Annotated in this window: 17 protein-coding genes and 1 pseudogene; 8 read left to right on the top strand and 10 right to left on the bottom strand. The window is 53.6% G+C overall.

The window, feature by feature from the left end; translation table 11 throughout:
• Nucleotides 1-236 precede the first annotated feature (236 nt).
• Nucleotides 237-863 (top strand): glutathione S-transferase family protein, encoded by a 627-nt coding sequence (locus EOS97_RS17950; protein ID WP_000631907.1) that lies wholly within the window; start codon nucleotides 237-239, stop codon nucleotides 861-863.
• On the opposite strand, the gene EOS97_RS17945 is transcribed toward EOS97_RS17950, so the two are convergent.
• Together EOS97_RS17945 and bssR are read right to left on the bottom strand one after the other, a co-directional pair.
• A complete protein-coding gene (locus EOS97_RS17945; protein ID WP_001252730.1) occupies nucleotides 860-1,981 on the bottom strand; it encodes a PQQ-dependent sugar dehydrogenase in 1,122 nt (373 codons plus the stop codon). The genes EOS97_RS17950 and EOS97_RS17945 overlap by 4 nt on opposite strands.
• 117 nt (nucleotides 1,982-2,098) lie before the next feature.
• Nucleotides 2,099-2,482, bottom strand: a complete 384-nt coding sequence (gene bssR, locus EOS97_RS17940; protein ID WP_000259651.1) for a biofilm formation regulator BssR — start codon at nucleotides 2,480-2,482, stop codon at nucleotides 2,099-2,101.
• Nucleotides 2,483-2,712: 230 nt separating this feature from the next.
• Here bssR and rimO point away from each other — a divergent pair, with 230 nt between their 5' ends.
• Complete coding sequence (gene rimO, locus EOS97_RS17935) at nucleotides 2,713-4,038, top strand: 30S ribosomal protein S12 methylthiotransferase RimO (protein ID WP_000073317.1); 1,326 nt, start codon at nucleotides 2,713-2,715, stop codon at nucleotides 4,036-4,038.
• A 90-nt stretch (nucleotides 4,039-4,128) separates the two neighbouring features.
• Here rimO and gsiD read toward each other — a convergent pair whose 3' ends face one another.
• Genes gsiD through iaaA form a run of 5 tightly spaced genes read right to left on the bottom strand, consistent with a single transcriptional unit; the run spans nucleotide 4,129 to nucleotide 10,418 of the window.
• Complete coding sequence (gene gsiD, locus EOS97_RS17930; RefSeq protein ID WP_001236027.1) at nucleotides 4,129-5,040, bottom strand: glutathione ABC transporter permease GsiD; 912 nt, start codon at nucleotides 5,038-5,040, stop codon at nucleotides 4,129-4,131.
• Between the two features lie 2 nt (nucleotides 5,041-5,042).
• Nucleotides 5,043-5,963 carry a glutathione ABC transporter permease GsiC gene (gene gsiC, locus EOS97_RS17925; protein WP_000936064.1) on the bottom strand — a complete coding sequence of 307 codons (921 nt, stop codon included), beginning with the start codon at nucleotides 5,961-5,963 and terminating at the stop codon, nucleotides 5,043-5,045.
• A gap of 60 nt (nucleotides 5,964-6,023) precedes the next feature.
• Nucleotides 6,024-7,562, bottom strand: a complete 1,539-nt coding sequence (gene gsiB / locus EOS97_RS17920) for a glutathione ABC transporter substrate-binding protein GsiB (RefSeq protein ID WP_000191426.1) — start codon at nucleotides 7,560-7,562, stop codon at nucleotides 6,024-6,026.
• A 32-nt stretch (nucleotides 7,563-7,594) separates the two neighbouring features.
• Nucleotides 7,595-9,466 carry a glutathione ABC transporter ATP-binding protein GsiA gene (gene gsiA, locus EOS97_RS17915; protein ID WP_001120598.1) on the bottom strand — a complete coding sequence of 624 codons (1,872 nt, stop codon included), beginning with the start codon at nucleotides 9,464-9,466 and terminating at the stop codon, nucleotides 7,595-7,597.
• A gap of 10 nt (nucleotides 9,467-9,476) precedes the next feature.
• Nucleotides 9,477-10,418 carry a beta-aspartyl-peptidase gene (iaaA, locus tag EOS97_RS17910; protein ID WP_001030503.1) on the bottom strand — a complete coding sequence of 314 codons (942 nt, stop codon included), beginning with the start codon at nucleotides 10,416-10,418 and terminating at the stop codon, nucleotides 9,477-9,479.
• A 203-nt stretch (nucleotides 10,419-10,621) separates the two neighbouring features.
• Here iaaA and moeA point away from each other — a divergent pair, with 203 nt between their 5' ends.
• The 4 genes from moeA to EOS97_RS17890 all read left to right on the top strand — a co-directional run bounded on the left by moeA (nucleotide 10,622) and on the right by EOS97_RS17890 (nucleotide 16,221).
• A complete protein-coding gene (moeA, locus tag EOS97_RS17905) occupies nucleotides 10,622-11,857 on the top strand; it encodes a molybdopterin molybdotransferase MoeA (RefSeq protein WP_000395792.1) in 1,236 nt (411 codons plus the stop codon).
• A complete protein-coding gene (moeB, locus tag EOS97_RS17900; protein WP_000829280.1) occupies nucleotides 11,857-12,606 on the top strand; it encodes a molybdopterin-synthase adenylyltransferase MoeB in 750 nt (249 codons plus the stop codon). The genes moeA and moeB overlap by 1 nt, the downstream gene beginning before the upstream one ends.
• A gap of 277 nt (nucleotides 12,607-12,883) precedes the next feature.
• Nucleotides 12,884-13,783 (top strand): glycyl-radical enzyme activating protein, encoded by a 900-nt coding sequence (locus EOS97_RS17895; protein ID WP_000576949.1) that lies wholly within the window; start codon nucleotides 12,884-12,886, stop codon nucleotides 13,781-13,783.
• 5 nt (nucleotides 13,784-13,788) lie between these two features.
• Nucleotides 13,789-16,221: a glycyl radical protein gene (locus EOS97_RS17890; RefSeq protein ID WP_000192668.1), complete on the top strand. Its 2,433-nt coding sequence runs from the start codon at nucleotides 13,789-13,791 to the stop codon at nucleotides 16,219-16,221.
• 77 nt (nucleotides 16,222-16,298) lie between these two features.
• On the opposite strand, the gene EOS97_RS17885 is transcribed toward EOS97_RS17890, so the two are convergent.
• Entirely contained in the window at nucleotides 16,299-17,108 is an 810-nt protein-coding gene (locus EOS97_RS17885) for a Cof-type HAD-IIB family hydrolase (protein ID WP_000217910.1), read from the bottom strand.
• Between the two features lie 261 nt (nucleotides 17,109-17,369).
• On the opposite strand from EOS97_RS17885, the gene EOS97_RS17880 reads away from it, so the two are divergent.
• Together EOS97_RS17880 and EOS97_RS17870 are read left to right on the top strand one after the other, a co-directional pair.
• Complete coding sequence (locus EOS97_RS17880; RefSeq protein ID WP_000210962.1) at nucleotides 17,370-18,635, top strand: DUF1479 domain-containing protein; 1,266 nt, start codon at nucleotides 17,370-17,372, stop codon at nucleotides 18,633-18,635.
• 195 nt (nucleotides 18,636-18,830) lie between these two features.
• Nucleotides 18,831-19,559 (top strand): annotated as a pseudogene (locus tag EOS97_RS17870) (Cof-type HAD-IIB family hydrolase); the annotation flags it as partial.
• A 28-nt stretch (nucleotides 19,560-19,587) separates the two neighbouring features.
• Here EOS97_RS17870 and EOS97_RS17865 read toward each other — a convergent pair.
• The gene (locus EOS97_RS17865) at nucleotides 19,588-20,331 is read right to left on the bottom strand and encodes a DUF4261 domain-containing protein (RefSeq protein WP_077906549.1); all 744 of its coding nucleotides are present in this window, start codon (nucleotides 20,329-20,331) and stop codon (nucleotides 19,588-19,590) included.
• A gap of 399 nt (nucleotides 20,332-20,730) precedes the next feature.
• On the bottom strand, nucleotides 20,731-22,323 hold the full coding sequence (locus EOS97_RS17860) for an ABC-F family ATPase (protein ID WP_000961479.1): 1,593 nt from the start codon (nucleotides 22,321-22,323) through the stop codon (nucleotides 20,731-20,733).
• Nucleotides 22,324-22,482 lie beyond the last annotated feature (159 nt).

The following is a 22,482-nucleotide window of genomic DNA, read 5'->3' as shown; positions in this document are numbered from 1 at the left end:
CCCGAGTATCCATTCCAAAAACACACGTCACACCACCGTGTAATAAGTGCGGTGAGTAATAACGCACTCACGACGTTAAAGAAACCGTAACTTGGTAAAGTTTTTAAAGTTTATGCAATAACATCCCGTTACGCTTCCTTCATAACGATTTTTTTACAGACCATTGTGTAAATGTTAGGTTTATCTCACGGTAGGCCGATTACTGTCATCATCCTGATAAAACAGAAGGGGTTAATATGATTACGCTGTGGGGCCGGAACAACTCGACTAATGTTAAAAAAGTGTTGTGGACGCTTGAAGAGCTGGAACTGCCATACGATCAAATTCTGGCAGGCGGAAAATTCGGCGTTAACCAGGATGCCGACTATCTGGCGATGAATCCTAATGGGCTGGTGCCGCTGCTTAAAGATGATGAAACCGACCTGTTATTGTGGGAATCCAATGCCATTGTCCGCTATCTGGCGGCGCAATACGGCCAGAACCGGCTATGGGTTGATAATCCGGCGCGGCGTGCGGAGGGCGAAAAATGGATGGACTGGGCGAATCAAACGTTAAGCCCGGCGCACCGCGTGATCCTGATGGGACTGGTCAGAACCCCGCCGGAAAAACGCGACCAGGCGGCAATTGAAGCCGGTATCGAAAAGTGTGATAGCCTGTTTGCGCTTCTTGATGATGCTCTGGCCCACCAGCCGTGGTTCTCCGGGGATAACTTTGGCACCGGCGATATCGCTATTGCGCCTTTCGTCTATAACCTACTGAACGTGGGTCTGAAATGGACGCCGCGCCCGAATCTGGAACGCTGGTATCAACAGCTTACCGAGCGCCCTGCTTTTCGCAAAGTGGTGATGATCCCGGTGACCTAACGCGTGGCTGCAGGACTTACCTTGAGTAACTGCCCGTCGGACTCATCGGTTAACACATATAAGTAGCCGTCAGGTCCGACACGCACATCCCGAATACGCTGCTTTCTGTCACCCAGAATACGGCCTTCTTCCGTCACCGTATTGCCATCGACGCGCATCACAATGACCTCTTTATCTTTTAGCGCGCCGATAAACAGTTTGTGCCGCCACGGCGCAAAAACGTCGCTGGCATAAAAAGCCATCCCGCTGATCGCCGGAGAATCCTTCCAGTAGTAAACCGGTTGCTCCGTTCCCTCGACAATTTCACCTTTGGCTTCCGGCACTTTCAGACCACTATAGTTGACGCCCCATGTGGCCAGCGGCCAGCCATAATTTTTGCCTTTTTCCGGGATGTTAATTTCATCGCCGCCGCGCGGACCGTGTTCATGCAGCCATAGCGCGCCGCTCCAGGGATTGATGGCCAGCCCCTGCGGATTACGAATACCGTAAGACCAGATTTCCGGACGCGCGCCCGCCTGATGCACAAACGGATTATCCGGCGGAATTTCGCCCTGCCCGGTCAGGCGCACCAGCTTACCCTGTAATTTATCCAAATCCTGCGCGGTAGCGCGCTGGTTATTTTCACCCAGGGCAATAAAAAGAAACCCTTGCGCATCGAATACCATACGTCCGCCGAAATGGTTGCCGGTAGACAGCTTAGGCATCTGGCGAAACACGGTACGAAAATGCTCCAGACGCTGAAGATCGTCGCTCAGCCGTCCAAAACCGACTGCCGTACCGGCGTTTCCTTCGCGGTCAGCTTCAGCATAGCTCAGCCAGACGCGGCGCGACTGGGCAAAGTCAGGCGCCAGCACGACGTCCAGCAAACCTCCCTGCCCGTTTGCCCACACTTTCGGTACGCCAGCCAGCGGATCGGAAAGTCCCCGCCCCGCTTGCCAGTGACGCAGTTGTCCCCCTTTCAGGGTAATGAGCATCCCACGGTTATCCGGCAAAAAAGCCAGCGACCACGGGTGATCGAGTCGGGTTTGCAGCACCTCAACGTTCACCGGCGCAAGATTGGCGTTCGCCCATGAAGAGAAAAGAGAGAATGAAACTATCGCGAGAAGTATTCGACGCATACCGCCTCCTTCAGGGCTCTGCGTTAAAGCGTAGTCAGCATCGCAAGAGGTCGGTTTATTTTTACAAAACATTAAGCGGCGCGGTCCGGTAATAAGGGGGAGTCGCCTCCCCCTTATTCAGACCTGTGTAAGCGGTGAATGTGCTTTCAGACTCTGAATACTCAGCGTCAAAGTTGTCAGACAGTTTTCAAGTTTATCTGCGTTGACGGCAATAAAGGTCGGACAATCATGGTGTCCGCTCATTAAACAAACGGCGGCTGCTGCAAGCGCGCCTTCGGCACGGCGCAGCGCGTTCCACTCTTCCTGATCGAGATGCAGTCCCTGCCGTAAAGCGTGATCGTGGAGCTCGCGATTCAGTTCAAAAAAATTGTCACGCAGAGTGTCACTTTCGCTGACTGACATATACCCCTTCGCTTTTCGCAATTGCAGATAAGCGGCAAGATCGATACGCGCGTTTATCAGCTTGTTGAGAAGATCGGTTCTCAGTCTGTCAACGACCATACCTTTTTTCCTCCTCTTTTCTACCAGGGTTCAACTTAATAGTATGGTCGTTTTTTAGACAAAGGGGTGTCAGAGATCAAGAATTTTCTTAGAATTGCCCTTTTTCACCTTTTGCTGATAACCACAACGGTTGATGCCGCCGCTCCTGATGAGATTGCGATACAATTTTTGTTCGGATATCTGTAGAATCCCTGCCCTGACCATTCCAATAAATGAACACTTTTTAAGCTATGAGTAATGTAACCCACCAGCCAAAGATCGGCTTCGTTTCCCTGGGCTGTCCGAAAAACCTCGTTGATTCGGAACGCATCCTGACTGAGCTGCGTACCGAAGGCTATGACGTTGTGCCACGCTATGACGATGCGGATATGGTTATCGTTAATACCTGTGGCTTTATTGACAGCGCGGTACAAGAGTCTCTGGAAGCCATTGGCGAAGCGCTGAACGAGAACGGTAAGGTAATCGTCACCGGCTGCCTGGGCGCAAAAGAAGATCAGATCCGCGAAGTGCATCCGAAAGTACTGGAAATCACCGGGCCGCATAGCTATGAGCAAGTTCTGCAGCACGTACATCATTACGTACCGAAGCCGAAGCACAATCCATTTTTAAGCCTCGTACCGGAACAGGGTGTAAAACTGACGCCGCGCCATTATGCGTATCTGAAAATTTCTGAAGGCTGTAATCACCGCTGCACGTTCTGCATCATCCCGTCGATGCGCGGGGATCTGGTCAGCCGCCCGATTGGCGACGTATTAAGCGAAGCGAAACGTCTGGTTGATGCCGGGGTCAAAGAGATTCTGGTGATTTCGCAAGATACCTCCGCCTACGGCGTAGATGTGAAGCACCGCACCGGATTCCATAATGGCGAACCGGTGAAAACCAGTATGGTGAGCCTGTGCGAACAGTTATCAAAACTGGGCGTCTGGACACGTCTGCACTACGTCTACCCCTACCCACACGTTGATGATGTGATTCCGCTAATGGCGGAAGGCAAAATCCTGCCTTATCTGGACATTCCGCTGCAACATGCCAGCCCGCGGATTCTTAAACTGATGAAACGTCCCGGTTCCGTTGACCGCCAGCTGGCGCGCATTAAGCAGTGGCGCGAAATCTGCCCGGAACTGACCCTACGCTCCACCTTTATTGTCGGCTTCCCCGGCGAAACGGAAGAAGACTTCCAGATGCTGCTCGACTTCCTGAAAGAGGCGCGCCTCGATCGTGTAGGCTGCTTCAAGTACAGCCCGGTGGAAGGCGCAGGCGCGAATGAGCTGCCGGATCAGGTGCCGGAAGAGGTGAAAGAAGAGCGCTGGAACCGCTTTATGCAACTGCAACAGCAAATCTCCGCTGAGCGCTTGCAGGAAAAAGTGGGCCGCGAAATTCTGGTGATCGTCGATGAGGTTGACGAAGAAGGCGCTATCGGGCGTAGCATGGCGGATGCGCCGGAAATTGACGGCGCGGTCTATTTGAACGGCGAAACCAACGTCAAGCCGGGCGATATCGTGCGCGTGAAAGTGGAAAACGCCGACGAATATGATTTGTGGGGCAGTCGGGTTTAACGCCACCTCCCCCGGCGCGGGTGCCGGATGTGTTATCCCGCCTGACGAGCCCGTTCCAGGCCCGCCAGGCGTCAACGCCACCGGGCTAGCTTACCCCTTAATCTTCGGGTCCAGCGCATCGCGCAACCCGTCGCCTAACAGGTTAAACGCCAGCACAGTCAGGAAAATCGCCACCGCCGGGAAGAGCGCTACGTGCGGCGCGATGACCATATCCGCCCGCGCTTCATTGAGCATCGCTCCCCACTCCGGCGTTGGCGGCTGCGCGCCTAATCCGAGAAATGACAGGCTTGCCGCGGAAATAATTGACGTACCGATACGCATCGTAAAGAAAACCACAATTGACGAGACCGTTCCCGGCAAGATATGGCTAAACAAAATCGTCGTGTCGCTGGCGCCGATACTGCGGGCAGACTCAATAAACGTCTGCTGTTTTAAGACCAGAGTATTTCCGCGCACCAGACGAGCAAACGCTGGAATAGAGAAAATCGCCACCGCAACGATCACATTAGCAATACCGCTGCCTAACACCGCCACAACGGCAATCGCCAGCAAAATGCCGGGGAAGGCGAACAGCACATCGCAAATGCGCATAATGAAACGATCCCACCAGCCTTCATAATATCCCGCCAGCAATCCCAACACCGTGCCGATTATCGCGCCGATAAATACCGCGAACACGCCCGCCGCCAGTGAGATCTGCGCCCCAACGAGAACCCGGCTAAAGATGTCTCTTCCCAGCGAGTCAACGCCAAACCAGTGCTGCAAAGAGGGGCCATTGTTCAGGCTATCGTAGTCAAAATAGTTTTCCGCATTGTAGGGCGTCAGCCAGCGGGCAAAAATCGCCACCAGAATTAACGCCAGTACGAATCCCCCGGCGACCAACGCGACATGCTGGCGGCGAAAACGACGCCAGAACTCCCGCCACGGCGTGCGTATCTGGTCGGGTTTTACCACCGGCATAGCATGTAAAATCGCCTGACGGCGCCAGTTAAATAATCGCATCCTTACTTATACCTGATAGCCGGATTAATGGCGGCATAGAGGACATCCACCACTAAGTTGATAAGAATAAATTCCAGAGAAAACAGCAGCACTTCCGCCTGAATCACGGGGTAGTCGCGCATGTCGACGGAGTCGACCAGTAATCGCCCAAGCCCCGGCCAGTTAAACACTTTTTCGACGACGATCGAGCCGCCAAGCAAAAAGCCAAATTGCAGTCCCATCATGGTGACGACCGGGATCATCGCATTGCGCAGGCCATGTTTTAACACCACCCACGTTTCACTGACGCCTTTCGCCCGCGCGGTCCTCATGTAATCCTCGCTCAGGACATCGACAAACGAGGAGCGCGTAAAACGCGCCATGACGGATGCCACCGCCGCGCCAAGCGTCAGGGAGGGTAAAATATAATGTTGCCAGCTATCCGCCCCCACGGTCGGTAGCCAGCCCAGATCCACGGAAAAAATCTGCATTAACAACATTCCCAGCGCAAAAGCCGGGAAAGAAATGCCGGTCACGGCAAGCGTCATTCCTAACCGGTCAGGCCAGCGATTACGCCACACGGCGGCGGCGATGCCGATCGCCATGCCAAACAGAACCGCCCATATCATACTGGTTATCGTCAGCCACAGCGTCGGCAAAAAGCGGCTGGCGATCTCCTCAGAAACCGGGCGGCGGGAAACCATTGACGTCCCGAAATCGCCTTGTAAAACATGGGTGATGTAATGCCAAAACTGGACATGAAGCGGCTGATCAAGCCCCAGCTGCTGACGAACCAGCGCGATCACCTGCGCGTCGGCTTCCGGTCCGGCTATCAGCCGCGCCGGGTCGCCGGGCAACAAATGAACAAATAAAAACACCAGCACTGCCACAATCAACAGCGTAGGAATTAATCCCAGCAGGCGCTTGAGAACATAGTTAAGCATCACACGAACCTTTTACCGGATGGCGGACAACGCGCGCGCCATCCAGCCCCATCGCATTACTTACTTCAAATCCGCATCGTCAAAGCTGAAACCGGTATCCGGCATAATCCAGAAACCGGTCAAATTTTTACTGTGCGCAGAAACCAATTTCTCCACCACCAACGGTATCCAGGGCGACTCTTTCCAGATAATATCCTGCGCCTCTTTGTACAATCGTGTTTTCTCCTGCGGATCGTTGGTCTTTAAGGCCGCCGCCAAATCGCTGTCGACCTGCTTGTTGCTGTAAAAAGCGGTATTAAACTGCGTCGGCGGCCAGTTTTGTGATGCGAAGAGCGGCGATAACGCCCAGTCAGCTTCGCCCGTCGACGCCGACCAGCCGGTATAGAACATTCGCACGCCGCTCTCTTTTTGCCCTTTGCCCTCAACTTCCGCGGCGCGCTGGCCAGCGTCCATCGCGGTTATCCGGGCTTTAACGCCAATCTGCGCCAGTTGCTGTTGGGTAAACTGCAACACTTTTTGCGCGGTGCTATGGTTGTGCGATGACCACAGCGTGGTACTGAAACCGTCTGGATACCCCGCCTCTTTCAACAGTTCGCGCGCTTTAGCCGGATCATAGGGCCACGGCTGATAGCTTTGCGCATAGGCTATCGACGGCGGCACCACGCCCGTCGCCGGCGTGGCGTATCCGGCAAACGCCACTTTAACCAACGCCTGACGATTGATAGCGTAATTCAACGCCTCACGCACCTTAGGATTATCAAACGGCTTCTGCGTCACATTCATACTGATATAACGCTGCATAATGGACGGGCTGGCGACCAGTTCGAGGTTTTTATTTTTCGCCAGTAACGCGGCCTGCTCATAAGGGATAGGAAAAGCAAATTGCGCTTCGCCAGTTTGCAGCATCGCCGCGCGGGTATTGTTGTCAGTAACCGGACGCCAGGTAATAGAATCCAGCTTGGGTAAGCCCTGCTGCCAGTAACCGGCGAACTTTTTCACTTTGACAAAGTCGGTCTGATTCCAGGTTTCAAGCTGGTATGGACCGGTACCGACCGGATGAAAACCAATATCCTTGCCATATTTTTCCAGCGCTTGCGGCGAGATCATCGCCGTCGCCGGGTGCGCCAGAATATTAATGAAAGCGGAGAACGGCTGTTTCAGGGTAATTTTTACCGTTGCCGGATCGACAACCTCCGTTTTTGCGATATTTTTATACAGGTTATAACGCTTGAGGTGGTTATCCGGATTGCTGGCGCGATCGAGATTCGCTTTCACCGCCGCCGCATCAAAATCCGCGCCGTCCTGAAATTTCACCCCCTGTCGTAGGGTAATGATGTAGGTCAGACCGTCATCAGAAACGGTATAGCCTTCCGCCAGGACGTTTTTTACCTTCATGTCTTTATCCAGGCCAAACAGACCTTGATAAAATGACTTCGCCACCGCCTGCGAGAGCGTATCGTTGGCGTCATACGGATCGAGCGTGGTGAAATTAGACCCTACCGCCACCACCACATCTTTGGCCGCCAGGGCCGGAAAAGCCGCAATGGATGAGGCCAGTCCCAGCGCCGCCAGCCATTTATGCGTAATAAATTGCGTCATGTTATTCTCCTGAAACCCTGCCTGTCTGAATGTTATAAGCGCGAGAGCGCATTATCCTGCAGCGGCCGCGCAACATAATGTCCCGGCCCGACCAACTGTAATGAAACGGCGGGCGTCTCTTCGCCACGTTTATGAATATTGCTGGGTATATCATCTGATAGCAGAACGCGCCGCGGCCGGTGTCTGGAGGGATCGGCAACCGGCACCGCCGCCATCAATTTACGCGTATAAGGATGCTGCGGATTTTCAAAAACGGCGCGCCGCGGCCCCATCTCAACAATTTGACCAAGATACATCACCGCTACGCGATGGCTAATTCGCTCCACGACCGCCATATCATGCGAAATAAACAGGTAGGCGATCCCCATTTCCCGTTGTAAATCAAGCAGTAAATTAATGATCTGTCCGCGAACGGAAACATCCAGCGCGGAGACCGCCTCATCAGCAATAATCACTTTAGGATTCAATGCCAGCGCGCGAGCTATGCAGATGCGCTGACGTTGACCGCCGGAAAACTCATGCGGATAACGCCAGGCATGTTCAGGACGTAATCCGACACGCTCAAGCAACCAGGCCACGCGCTTTGCCGCAGCGTCCCCCTGCCCCAGGCCATGAATCCGTAAAGGTTCCATAATGGAATACCCCACGGTCTGGCGCGGGTCGAGCGAGGCGTAAGGGTCCTGGAAAATACATTGAATATCGCGGCGCAACGGCTGGAGTTTACCCGCAGACAACGTGTCAATGCGCTGGCCGTTAAAGATAATCTCCCCCTGCCGGGATTCAACCAACCGCAACAGCGCGCGTCCGGTCGTCGATTTTCCGCTACCGGACTCGCCCACCAGCGATAGCGTTTCGCCGGGCCAGAGATCGAAACTGATATTCTCAACGGCATGAACTTCACGCGTAACGCGGTTAAAGAGACCGCTACGCAACGGGAATCGCGTCACCAGCCCCCGAACCTGGAGAATAGGTTCGCCTTCCACCACCGTGTCTTGCTCAATCTGCGATTCATAAAGGGCCGGTTCGTCAGCGGAAATCAACGGGAAACGGCGTGGCAGCGAGTGGCCGCGCATCGCGCCAAGCTGAGGGACGGCGGCCAGTAACGTTTGGGTATAAGGATGCGTCGGCGCATGGAAAATCTGCTCTACGCTGCCGGTTTCCACGGCCTCGCCCTGATACATCACCAGCACGCGATCGGCGATATCCGCCACGACGCCCATGTCGTGGGTGATAAAAATCACACCCATCGACATCTCTTGCTGCAACACTTTGATAAGTTGCAGAATTTGCGCCTGGATAGTGACATCCAGCGCCGTGGTGGGTTCATCGGCAATCAATACCGCCGGACGGCAGGATAGCGCCATCGCGATCATGACTCGCTGGCGCATCCCGCCGGAAAGCTGATGCGGATAACGCGATAAAATCGCCTGCGACTCCGGGATCCGTACCTGATCGAGCATACGTTTCGCTTCCGCCAGCGCCTCTTCGTGGCTGGCGCCCTGATGCAAACGAATAGATTCGGCAATTTGCTCGCCAACGGTAAATACCGGGTTGAGCGAGGTCATTGGCTCCTGGAAAATCATGGCGATATCCGCGCCGCGCACACGCCGCATCTGCGCGTCACTCTGCTCAGACAGCTCAATCACCTGGCGATTACGCCGACGCAACAGCATTTCGCCGCAGCGCACGTTCGCGCCCGACTGCTCAATCAGCCGCATTAACGCCAGCGCCGTCACCGATTTTCCCGATCCCGACTCGCCGACAATCGCCAGAGTCTCTCCACGCTTCAGGCGTAATGACACATTACGCACGGCGTCTACCTGTTGCCCTTCGTGGTGAAACGCGATATTCAGGCCACTGACGGACAGAACATCGCGGCTATCCAGTTCATCGCTGTGCGGCACCTGCGGCTCCTTATTCCCGGTAAATTCCTGTGGTAGGCGTATCCCCGGCATATCCCCAGGCGCGATACATCCCTTCGCTGTTAAACGGCAACGCGACATTACCTTCGTGATCAACGGCGATTAATCCACCGCTGCCGCCCAGCGCCGGTAATTTTTCCATCACCACGCGCTCACAGGCGTCGGCAAGGCTGAGTCCGCCATATTCCATCAATGCGGCGATATCGTAAGCCGCGAGCGTGCGAATAAAGACCTCTCCCGTTCCGGTACAGGAAACGGCGACGCTGGCGTTGTTGGCATAACACCCGGCGCCGACCAGCGGGCTGTCGCCGACGCGCCCGGGCAATTTATTGGTCATCCCGCCGGTAGACGTTGCCGCCGCCAGATTGCCGAATTTATCCCGCGCCACCGCGCCGACTGTACCCATTTTTTTCGTTTCGTCCAGCGGCGCGCCGCTGTGATCGAGCGCCATTTCGCCCGCCGCACGCGCCGCCAGCAATTGCTCGTAACGCGCCGGGGTGGAAAAGATATCCGGCGAAACGCGCGCCATCCCCTGTGAAAAGGCAAAGTTTTCCGCCCCTTCCCCCACCATGAGTACATGCGGGCTGCGCTCCATCACCAGTCTGGCGGCGAGCACAGGATGGCGAACATGACTCACGCCCGCGACGGCTCCGGCTTTCAGGGTATTGCCGTCCATCACGCAGGCATCCAGTTCATGAGTCCCGTCTCGGGTATAGACCGCGCCGATACCCGCATTGAAGAGCGGACACGCCTCCAGCAGGCGCACCGCTTCCGTCACTACATCAAGCGCGCTGTCACCCGCTTCCAGCATCTTTTGCCCGCTTTCGACAATCTCTGACAGCGCCTGGATATAGCGTAGCTCCTGCTCATGGCTCATTTGCGCGCGAGCAATCGCGCCTGCGCCGCCGTGAATCGCAATCACTGCTTTATTCATTTTTAGGGTCCATTAACGGTGGCACACAACTTTTACTATAACTATCAGAATTGTTGTGAGTTATTCATTCGATTTTTGAATATAGAAAGATGCGTAAGGTATGTAAAGGCGCAAGGCCGTCTCTAAGACCGAGGTAGCATACTGCCCGCCACTGTTTTCTGACATAATAGCCGGATTCGATTTTGCCTCGCAGGAGTATGTTCATGGAATTTTCCGCCGGATTGATGCCGCTTGAAACGGCGCTGACCCAGATGCTTTCACGTATTACCCCGCTCACCGCCGTAGAAACGTTGCCGCTGGTGAACTGCTTTGGCCGCATCCTGGCGACCGATATCGTATCTCCCCTTGATGTCCCCGGCTTTGATAATTCAGCTATGGATGGTTATGCGGTACGCGTGGCGGATTTGTCCGCCGATAAGCCGCTGCCCGTCGCCGGCAAAGCATTTGCCGGTCAGCCCTACCAGGGAGAGTGGCCTGCGGGAACCTGCATTCGCATTATGACCGGCGCCCCGGTACCGGCAGGTTGCGAGGCGGTAGTCATGCAAGAGCAGACGGAACAAACCGATGACGGCGTGCGTTTTACCGCCGATGTTCGTTGCGGACAAAACATCCGCCGCCGCGGCGAGGATATTCGCCAGGATGCGGTGGTCTTTCCGGCCGGTACGCGCCTGACTACTGCCGAACTGCCAGTGCTGGCGTCGCTGGGAATTGCCGATGCGCAGGTTGTACGTAAAGTGCGCGTAGCGCTGTTCTCGACCGGCGACGAGCTCCAGCTTCCGGGCCAGCCGCTGGAGGCGGGACAAATTTATGACACTAACCGTCTAACTATACATTTGATGCTGCAACAGCTTGGCTGCGAAGTGATCAATTTAGGCATTATTCCTGACGATCCCGGTAAGCTTCGCGCCGCATTTATCGACGCCGACAGCCAGGCCGATGTAGTGATAAGCTCCGGCGGCGTCTCGGTTGGTGAAGCGGACTATACCAAAACCATCCTTGAGGAGCTGGGCGAAATCGCCTTCTGGAAGCTGGCTATCAAGCCAGGCAAACCGTTTGCCTTCGGCAAACTCAGTAATAGCTGGTTCTGTGGCCTGCCGGGGAATCCAGTCTCTGCGGCGCTCACGTTTTATCAACTGGTTCAGCCCTTACTGGCGAAGCTTGGCGGCAACACGGCAAGCGCTGTACCGCCGCGCCAGCGTGTACGCACAACATCTCGCCTGAAGAAAACGCCGGGGCGTCTCGATTTCCAGCGCGGCATCCTGCAACGTAGCGCCAACGGCGAACTGGAGGTCACGACCACCGGACACCAGGGTTCACATATTTTTAGCTCGTTTAGTCTGGGCAACTGCTTTATTGTGCTGGAGCGTGAACGCGGCAATGTTGAGCCGGGAGAATGGGTGGAAGTCGAGCCGTTTAATGCTCTGTTCGGAGGCCTGTAATGGCGGAACTTAGCGACCAGGAGATGCTGCGCTATAACCGACAAATTATTCTGCGCGGCTTCGATTTTGAAGGGCAGGAAGCGTTAAAAGATGCGCGGGTATTAGTGGTCGGGCTGGGCGGGCTCGGCTGCGCGGCAACGCAGTATCTGGCCGGCGCTGGCGTCGGGCAACTGACGCTACTCGATTTTGATACCGTTTCCGTTTCCAATCTCCAGCGTCAAACCTTGCACAGCGACGCCACGGTCGGGCAGCCAAAGGTTGAGTCCGCCCGCGACGCGCTGGCGCGAATCAACCCGCATATTACCATTACGCCCGTTAACGCGCGGCTGGACGACGACGCTATGACCAGCCTGATTGCCGGGCATTCGCTGGTACTGGACTGTACCGATAACGTTAGCGTACGTAATCAACTTAACGCCGGATGCTATACCGCGAAAGTGCCGCTAATCTCCGGCGCGGCAATTCGTATGGAAGGACAAGTTACCGTCTTTACGTATCGGGAAAACGAACCCTGTTACCGCTGCCTGAGCCGTCTGTTTGGCGAAAACGCTCTGACCTGCGTAGAGGCAGGGGTGATGGCGCCACTGATTGGCGTGATCGGTTCGCTACAGGCAATGGAGGCCATTAAGCTGCTGGCGCATTACGGTCAGCCTGCCAGCGGAAAAATCGTCATGTACGATGCGATGACCTGTCAGTTCCGCGAAATGAAGTTAATGCGCAACCCCGGCTGTGAAGTCTGCGGACAGTAGCCACTTTACGGATAAACATACCAAAGCACGGTTTATGGCCGTGCTGTATCAACAGATAATTACTGTCATCAGACGCAAAGCCAGCTTACCCAAGCTCCGACTGACGATCGGCTCAAGCAGCGCGGCATCATCTTAAACGCCATACCACAACCTCAAACCGTGATGTTGTACCTCATTTAACGCCTCTTTGTCAGAACCTCTCCATTCGTTGACGCACATCAAGATAACTTTCATTCGAAAGTAATTTAATCTTTATATGAAATAAGAGAGGCCGTTTATGATCTTCAATATTCAGCGCTATTCTACCCACGATGGCCCCGGTATCCGTACCGTAGTATTTCTCAAAGGCTGTTCGTTGGGCTGTCGCTGGTGCCAGAACCCGGAAAGCCGCGCCCGCGCTCAGGATCTGTTATACGACGCGCGGCTGTGTCTCGAAGGATGCGACCTGTGCGCGCAAGCCGCGCCGGACGTCATTGAGCGCGCGCTAAACGGCCTGCTCATCCATCGCGAGAAACTGACCGACGCCCATTTTTCCATCCTGGCGCATTGCTGCCCCACACAAGCGTTAACCGTGTGCGGCGAAATAAAAAGCGTGGATGAGATCATGGCGACGGTACTGCGCGATAAACCTTTTTACGATCGCAGCGGCGGCGGTCTTACGCTTTCCGGCGGCGAACCGTTTATGCAGCCGGAACTGGCAGCAGAGCTGTTTAAAGCCAGCCATGACGCCGGTATTCATACAGCGGTTGAGACCTGTCTGCATGTTCCATGGAAATACATTGCGCCCTCACTGCCTTATATCGATCTGTTTCTGGCTGATTTGAAACATGTCGCCGACGGGCCGTTTAAGCAGTGGACCGATGGCAGCGCCTCGCGGGTGCTGGGAAATCTCAGGAAACTCGCCGCTGCGGGCAAAAAAATGGTGATTCGCGTCCCGCTGATTCAGGGATTTAATGCCGATGAGGAGACCATTAAAGCCATTACCGACTTTGCCGCCGACGAACTGCACGTCGGGGAAATTCATTTTCTGCCCTACCACACGCTGGGCATCAATAAATACCACTTACTCAGTCAACCCTATCATGCCCCGGATAAACCACTGGATGCGCCGGCGTTACTTGATTTTGCCCAGAAGTACGCCTGCCAAAAAGGTTTAACCGCGACCCTACGAGGATAATTATCATGACCCAACTGAAACTGGACACGCTCAGTGACCGCATTAAGGCGCACAAAACCGCGCTGGTACATATCGTGAAACCGCCGGTCTGTACCGAACGCGCGCAGCATTATACCGAAATGTACCAGCAGCATCTGGATAAACCGATTCCGGTACGCCGCGCGCTGGCGCTGGCCCATCACCTGGCGGAACGCACTATCTGGATAAAACACGATGAACTGATCGTCGGCAACCAGGCAAGTGAAGTCCGCGCCGCGCCGATTTTCCCGGAATATACCGTCTCGTGGATCGAAAAAGAGATCGACGACCTGGCGGACCGGCCCGGCGCAGGTTTTTCCGTAAGTGAAGAAAACAAACGTATTCTACACGACGTCTGTCCGTGGTGGCGCGGTCAAACCGTCCAGGATCGCTGCTACGGCATGTTTACCGATGAACAAAAAGGGCTTCTGGCGACTGGCATTATCAAAGCCGAAGGCAATATGACTTCCGGTGACGCGCACCTGGCGGTGAACTTCCCGCTACTGCTGGAAAAAGGGCTTGATGGCCTGCGCGATAAAGTCGCCGAGCGCCGCTCACGCATCAACCTGACCGTGCTGGAAGATCTGCATGGCGAGCAGTTCCTGAAGGCGATTGATATTGTGCTCGACGCGGTAAGCCAGCATATCACGCGCTTTGCCGCGCTGGCGCGCCAGATGGCGGGCGAAGAGTCCCGTGAAAGCCGTCGTAAAGAGCTACTTACCATCGCCGAAAACTGCGAGGTGATCGCCCACCAACCGCCGCAGACCTTCTGGCAAGCACTGCAATTGTGCTACTTCATCCAGCTGATTCTACAAATTGAGTCTAACGGGCACTCGGTGTCATTTGGTCGTATGGACCAGTATCTTTACCCCTATTATCGTCGCGATGTCGGACTAAACCAGACGCTGGATCGTGAGCACGCCATTGAACTGCTGCACAGCTGCTGGCTGAAACTGCTGGAAGTAAACAAGATCCGCTCCGGTTCGCACTCTAAAGCTTCCGCAGGCAGCCCGCTGTATCAAAACGTCACCATTGGCGGTCAGAATCTCATCAACGGTCAGCCAATGGACGCAGTGAATCCGCTGTCTTACGCCATTCTGGAGTCCTGTGGACGTCTGCGTTCTACCCAGCCCAACCTCAGTGTGCGTTATCACGCCGGAATGAGTAACGATTTCCTTGACGCCTGCGTCCAGGTCATCCGCTGCGGCTTTGGGATGCCGGCGTTTAACAATGATGAAATCGTCATCCCGGAATTTATCAAGTTGGGGATCGAACCGCAGGACGCTTACGATTATGCGGCGATCGGCTGTATCGAAACCGCCGTCGGCGGGAAATGGGGTTATCGCTGCACCGGCATGAGCTTTATTAACTTCGCCCGCGTCATGCTGGCGGCGCTGGAAGGCGGTCGCGACGCCACCAGCGGCAAGGTATTTCTGCCGCAGGAAAAGGCGCTCTCCGCAGGCAACTTTAACAATTTTGACGAAGTGATGGCCGCCTGGGATACCCAAATTCGCTACTACACGCGCAAATCGATCGAAATTGAGTATGTGGTCGACACCATGCTGGAAGAGAACGTCCACGATATTCTCTGCTCAGCGCTGGTAGATGACTGTATTGAGCGAGCGAAGAGTATCAAGCAAGGCGGCGCGAAATATGACTGGGTATCCGGTCTCCAGGTCGGTATCGCCAACCTGGGCAACAGCCTCGCCGCCGTGAAAAAACTGGTCTTCGAACAGGGCGTTATCGGTCAACAGCAGCTTGCCGCCGCGCTGGCCGATGACTTTGACGGGCTGACCCATGAGCAGCTGCGCCAGCGTCTGATTAACGGCGCGCCGAAGTACGGTAACGACGATGATACCGTCGATACGCTGCTGGCGCGCGCTTATCAGACCTATATTGATGAGCTGAAGCAGTACCATAACCCGCGCTACGGTCGTGGCCCTGTCGGCGGCAACTATTACGCCGGTACGTCCTCTATCTCAGCAAACGTGCCGTTTGGCGCCGCGACTATGGCAACCCCGGATGGCCGCAAAGCGCATACGCCGCTGGCGGAAGGCGCAAGCCCTGCATCGGGTACGGATCATCTCGGCCCAACGGCGGTGATTGGTTCCGTAGGCAAATTACCTACCGGTTCCATTCTCGGCGGCGTGCTGCTCAATCAGAAACTGAACCCAACGACGCTGGAAAACGAATCCGACAAACAGAAACTGATGGTTCTGCTACGGACGTTCTTTGAGGTGCATAAAGGCTGGCATATTCAGTACAACATCGTGTCACGCGAAACGCTGTTGGATGCGAAAAAACATCCGGACCAGTACCGCGATCTGGTCGTGCGTGTGGCAGGCTACTCCGCCTTCTTCACCGCGCTGTCGCCGGATGCGCAGGACGATATCATCGCCCGTACCGAACATATGCTGTAATTTGCCCAAGCGCCATCGGCAATATGCCCGAACTGCCTGATGGCGCTACGCTTAACAGGCCTGCGCAGGCCTGTTAATCAGAAGGGATCGGTGCCGTCAAGCACGGCCTGAATGACGTTGAGCGCGCCTTGATGGTTATTATCATCAGTGTGATAGCGTGAAAGCGCTTTGATATTGTCTGCGGCATTGCCCATAGCAAAAGAGTAATGCGCCATTTTCAACATTTCCGCATCATTACCGCTGTCGCCAATGGCGACGACATTCTGTGGCGACCTGTTCCAGCGCTTTAACAGGCGACTGATGCCATTCGCTTTATGCAGTCCCGGGATAATCAGGTCGATAAAACCGAAGCCGCTGGTGACGGGCTTCATGATGCCATCCAGAGATACGTGCAGTTTGTCGATAACCAGCGGAATTTGTTCATCGGGCAAATTCAGGGAGAACTTAAACAGGATATCGTCAATGTCGTGATAATCGTTTACCGGCTGCAGGCGGTGATAATGTTTGGCCATCAGCGCCACGAAAGTCTCGGGAGCGTTTTTGCTGACATAAGCGCTTTTCAGACCGCAGGCGACGAAGTTAAGCTGCTTATCCTTCAGCAGTTCGCCAATCACAATCCGCGATTCATGCCGGGTTAGCTCCCCGTGAAACAACTGCTTGCCATGTTCATACACCAGCGCGCCATTTTCTGCGACAAAGGAAATTTCGTCTTTCAGCTCGGGGAAGAAGGAGATCAACTGGTAGTACTGATTACCGCTGGCGACCACAAATTCGATATTACGTTTTTTCAGTTCCTGGTATTGCGCCATGAAGCGTACACGATCGTACTGCTTGGCATCGTCGAGAAAAGTGCCGTCCATATCTGTAACGACAACGTTAACGGTCATACTTAAGCTCCTGGCTGTAACTGCGACCAGAAACATTTTAATAACAATGTGAGCAGAACCACAAATTTATTTCGAATGAAAAGTGGCTGAACGAAAGGAATAGCCGCATAAGACATTAAGGCGTCCTGGCCACCTTACGTTTTCCTCTCGCTTCCCTCCTTGCTCGCCACTGCAATATTTTAAACTTGCATTAACCTTATTTTAACTTAAAGTATCACATGTAACTAATTTTACTTTCGAACGAAAGACGATGAGGTTGATATGACGACTCCTTTTACCCACGAAACGCTGCCCGCCGACCCAAAAGCGGCCATTCGTCAGATGAAGCAGGCGCTACGCGCGCAAATCGGCGACGTACAGGCGGTGTTCGACCGTTTGAGCGCCACCATAGCAGCCCGGGTGGCGGAAATTAACGATCTGAAGGCGCAGGGGCAGCCGGTATGGCCAATTATCCCTTTTAGCGAACTGGCGATGGGCAACATTAGCGATGCCACCCGCGCCGAGGTTAAGCGCCGCGGGTGCGCGGTGATTAAAGGTCATTTTCCACGCGAACAGGCGCTGGCATGGGACCAGTCGATGCTCGACTATCTGGACAAGAACCATTTTGACGAGGTGTATAAAGGACCGGGGGATAATTTTTTCGGTACGCTGAGCGCCTCCCGGCCTGAAATCTATCCTGTCTACTGGTCGCAGGCGCAAATGCAGGCCCGCCAAAGTGAAGAGATGGCGCTGGCGCAGTCGTTTCTCAACCGTCTATGGCAGGTAGAGCGCGACGGCAAGCGATGGTTTAATCCGGATATCAGCATCATTTACCCGGATCGCATCCGCCGCCGCCCGCCGGGCACCACATCCAAAGGACTGGGGGCGCATACCGACTCCGGCGCGCTGGAGCGCTGGCTGCTGCCAGCCTATCAGCGGGTATTCGCCAGCGTGTTTAACGGCAACGTCGAGCAGTACGATCCGTGGAATGCGGCACACCGTACCGAAGTTGAAGAGTATACGGTGGATAACACCACCAAATGCTCGGTATTTCGCACCTTCCAGGGCTGGACCGCGCTCTCCGATATGCTGCCCGGTCAGGGGTTGCTTCATGTCGTCCCTATCCCGGAGGCGATGGCGTATATTCTGCTGCGCCCGCTGCTGGATGATGTCCCGGAAGATGAATTATGCGGCGTCGCGCCGGGCCGGGTGCTGCCGATTTCTGAACAGTGGCATCCTTTACTGATGGCGGCGTTAACCAGCATTCCGCCGCTGGAAGCCGGGGATTCCGTGTGGTGGCATTGCGATGTCATCCACTCCGTCGCCCCCGTCGAAAACCAGCAGGGCTGGGGCAATGTGATGTACATTCCTGCCGCGCCAATGTGTGAGAAAAATCTGGCCTATGCGCGTAAGGTGAAAGCGGCGCTGGAGACAGGCGCATCACCGGGCGATTTCCCGCGCGAGGACTATGAAACCACCTGGGAAGGGCGCTTCACGCTGCGCGATCTGAATATTCACGGTAAACGGGCATTAGGTATGGACGTTTGACGGTCGTACCGCCCTGCCCGCTCACCTGCGGTGTGCCCTTTGCCTGGGCGCACCCGTCTTACCGAACCTACGCGCCAGGATACGTAGGCCCGGTAAGCACAGCGCCACCGGGCGTCAGTGTTTAGCTTTCAATCCCTTTACTACGCAAATAATCGTCGTAGTTGCCGCTGAAGTCCACCACGCGCTCCGGCGTAATTTCAGGAGCTGAAAAAGCGCGGCATTGAGTTCGTTGTCGCCAGCGGTAATCAGTATTACCAGCTTATTTTGTTCTTTCCTGAGCTAAAGGATGAAATCTCTTTTGTCGCGGAAAACGGCGCACTGGTTTACGAACATGGCAAGCAACTGTTCCACGGCGAACTGACCCCGCATGAATCGCGGATTGTTATTGGCGAGTTGCTGAAATATAATCAACTTAATTTTGTCGCCTGCGGTCTGCAAAGTGCATATGTCAGCGAAAATGCGCCAGAAGCACTCGTTACCCTGATGGCAAAACACTACCATCGCCTGAAACCCGTAAAAGATTATCAGGAGATTGATGACGTACTGTTCAAGTTTTCGCTCAACCTACCGGATGAACAAATCCCGTTAGTGATCGACAAACTACACGTTACGCTCGATGGCATTATGAAGCCCGTCACAAGTGGTTTTGGCTTTATCGTTCTGATTATTCCCGGCCTGCATAAAGTAAACGGTATTTCGCGGTTACTGAAACGCTGGGATCTGTCGCCACAAAATATGGTAGCGATTGGCGACAGCGGCAATGACGCAGAGATGCTTAAAATGGCGCATTATTCCTTTGCGATGGACAATGCCGCAGAAAACATTAAACAAATCGCCCGTTACGCTACCGATAATAATAAGCATGAAGGCGCACTGAATGTGATTCAGGCTATGCTGGAAAATAAAGTGCCGTTTACACTTTAACGAGAGTCGGGGCAATCGCCCCGATTTCTCAATGAGCATTACACTCATCTTCTTCAATCAGTTCAACCACTAATGTGGTTCCAGGCCCCTGTAAGTAATATTCATCGTCAAGGGGATCGCGCAGTTTCATAAATGTCGTTTTACCGACTTGCATGGTATGCCCGGCAGCCATTTCTGCTCCACTTTCAAGCAGGTAACGCAGAATATTATTGAAAATATCAGAATATTTTTGCCCTTCGTGATGACCTTGTGCGTGTGCTGCGAAATCTGGTAGCCCAAAGCAATCAGCACCATAGGTACGCATCCATACACCTTCGATATCCTCAACTTCATATTTCACAAATCCACAAAATAGAGAGGTCAGCGGGAAACCTTCACGCAACATCTCCAGACTATGCTTACCCAACTCCTGAGACTTAAATACCCCCGCAGGTAATGAAGTGTGAGCCGATTCATTTAATACAGCGACAGCCCCCATGTTACTTAATGCACCTGCAACCACAGCCAACGCAACATATTGCTCTAAAGGTGAAGTATCATACCCCTTATAATATAAAATAATATTTGCACTGGTTGCCCGTACTTGCTCTTTTACTTCCTGGGGATAATGAGCTGGCGCGACGCATTGTTCGATTGATTCCTGGGGGTAAGGCGTTTTAAATCCAACCATCGATATTACATGCTTACCCCATCCTGCTAAACCAAAAAAATCCAGTTCAGGGACAAGTTCACACGTTGCCTGTTTCATACTGGAATGATAATTACGCAACAAGCGGGTGAGTTCTTTTGAATTATTTTCCGGGAGAGTATCAAATACAACAACTAAACTTAGTGGGTTATCAATTTCAGCATTCGCTACTAAAACACCTTGTATATTAGATGAGTTTTTTTCTTTACGGCCAAAAAAGCGTTCCAAAATGCTCATATTCATTCCTTTTGTTGAACAATAAAGGAATATAAAATAGCACTTGAATTCTTATAAAGAAAATAACATTACAATATGTTTACCACAAAATATATTCGCAATTTTTATGATAGATCCTCTTCTTTCATTTAATTTTAAAATCGAATATTAAGAGTATATATAATTTTTACATTGCATTCGGAAAAAATAAAAATTACCTTGTTAACATTCTGTAACCCCGACGCTATCGGGGTTACAGACAATAACTTACTCGATCCCTTTACTACGCAAATAATCGTCGTAGTTGCCGCTGAAGTCCACCACGCGCTCCGGCGTAATTTCAATGACGCGGGTTGCCAGCGAGCTGACGAACTCACGGTCGTGCGAAACAAAGATCAGCGTGCCCTGATACAGCTCCAGCGCCATATTCAGCGATTCGATCGACTCCATATCCAGGTGGTTAGTCGGTTCGTCCATGATCAGGATATTCGGCTTTTGCATCATCAGTTTGCCGAACAGCATACGGCCCTTCTCGCCACCGGAAAGGACTTTCGCAGGCTTTTTGATATCATCCTGGCTAAATAACAGGCGGCCCAGAATACTGCGCACTGCCTGCTCGTCGTCGCCTTCCTGCTTCCACTGACTCATCCATTCAAACACCGTCAGGTCATTTTCGAATTCATATTCGTGGTCCTGCGCGTAGTAACCAATACGCGCGTTTTCCGACCATTTAACGGTGCCGTGATCGGCGTCCAGATCGCCAACCAGCGTCTTCAGCAGCGTAGATTTACCCACGCCATTGGTGCCGAGTACCGCCAGCTTCTCGCCGACTTCGAGCAGCAAATTGACATTTTTAAACAGCGGACCGTTATCAAAACCTTTCGTCAGCGCCTCCACTTCCAGAGCGTTACGGAACAGTTTTTTATCCTGCTCAAAACGGATGAACGGGTTCTGACGGCTGGAGGCTTTCACCTCTTCCAGCTTGATTTTATCAATCTGCCGCGCGCGCGACGTTGCCTGACGCGATTTAGAGGCATTGGCGCTAAAACGGCTAACAAAAGATTGCAGCTCGGCAATTTGCGCTTTTTTCTTCGCATTATCGGCCAACAGACGTTCACGCGCCTGGGTCGCCGCCGTCATATACTCATCATAGTTACCCGGATAGACGCGCAAGTCGCCGTAATCCAGATCCGCCATATGCGTACAAACCATGTTCAGGAAGTGACGGTCGTGCGAAATGATGATCATCGTGCTATCGCGCTCGTTCAGCACCTGCTCCAGCCAACGGATAGTATCAATATCCAGGTTGTTGGTCGGTTCGTCGAGCAACAGGATGTCCGGATTAGAGAATAACGCCTGCGCCAGCAGCACACGCAATTTCCAGCCTGGCGCGACTTCACTCATCAGACCGTAATGCTGCTCCAGCGGGATGCCCACCCCCAACAGCAGTTCGCCCGCGCGCGCCTCAGCGGAATAACCGTCCATCTCGCCGTATTTTACTTCCAGATCGGCGACTTTATAGCCGTCTTCTTCGCTCATTTCCGGCAAGGCGTAGATACGGTCGCGCTCCTGCTTGACTTCCCACAGTTCGCCATGCCCCATAATGACAGTATCAAGTACGGTGAATGTTTCAAAAGCGAACTGGTCCTGACGCAGCTTACCGATGCGCTCATTCGGATCGAGGGAAACATTGCCCAGCGTCGGCTCCAGGTCGCCGCCGAGGATTTTCATAAAAGTGGACTTTCCGCTACCGTTGGCGCCGATCAGGCCGTAACGGTTGCCGCCGCCAAATTTGACGGAAATGTTTTCGAACAGCGGCTTACTGCCGAACTGCATGGTAACGTTGCTGGAAACTAACACAGGCTTATCCTGAAAAAAGATGTGACAAACCGCTTATTATGCCACAAGTCTGAAATAAGATCGCGCCCTGTACAAAGGGCTACACTGAACCGTAAGGGAAAAAAACGTGATTTCGTACACATCTGAATTCCCTGTTCACTGGAATGCACCTATAATGCG

The sequence above is a fragment of the Salmonella sp. SSDFZ54 genome (assembly GCF_004010735.1).
Classification (GTDB): Bacteria; Pseudomonadota; Gammaproteobacteria; order Enterobacterales; family Enterobacteriaceae; genus Salmonella; species Salmonella enterica.
The sequence above is the reverse complement of the archived record's forward strand: the minus strand, read 5'-3'. Positions and strand labels throughout refer to the sequence as shown.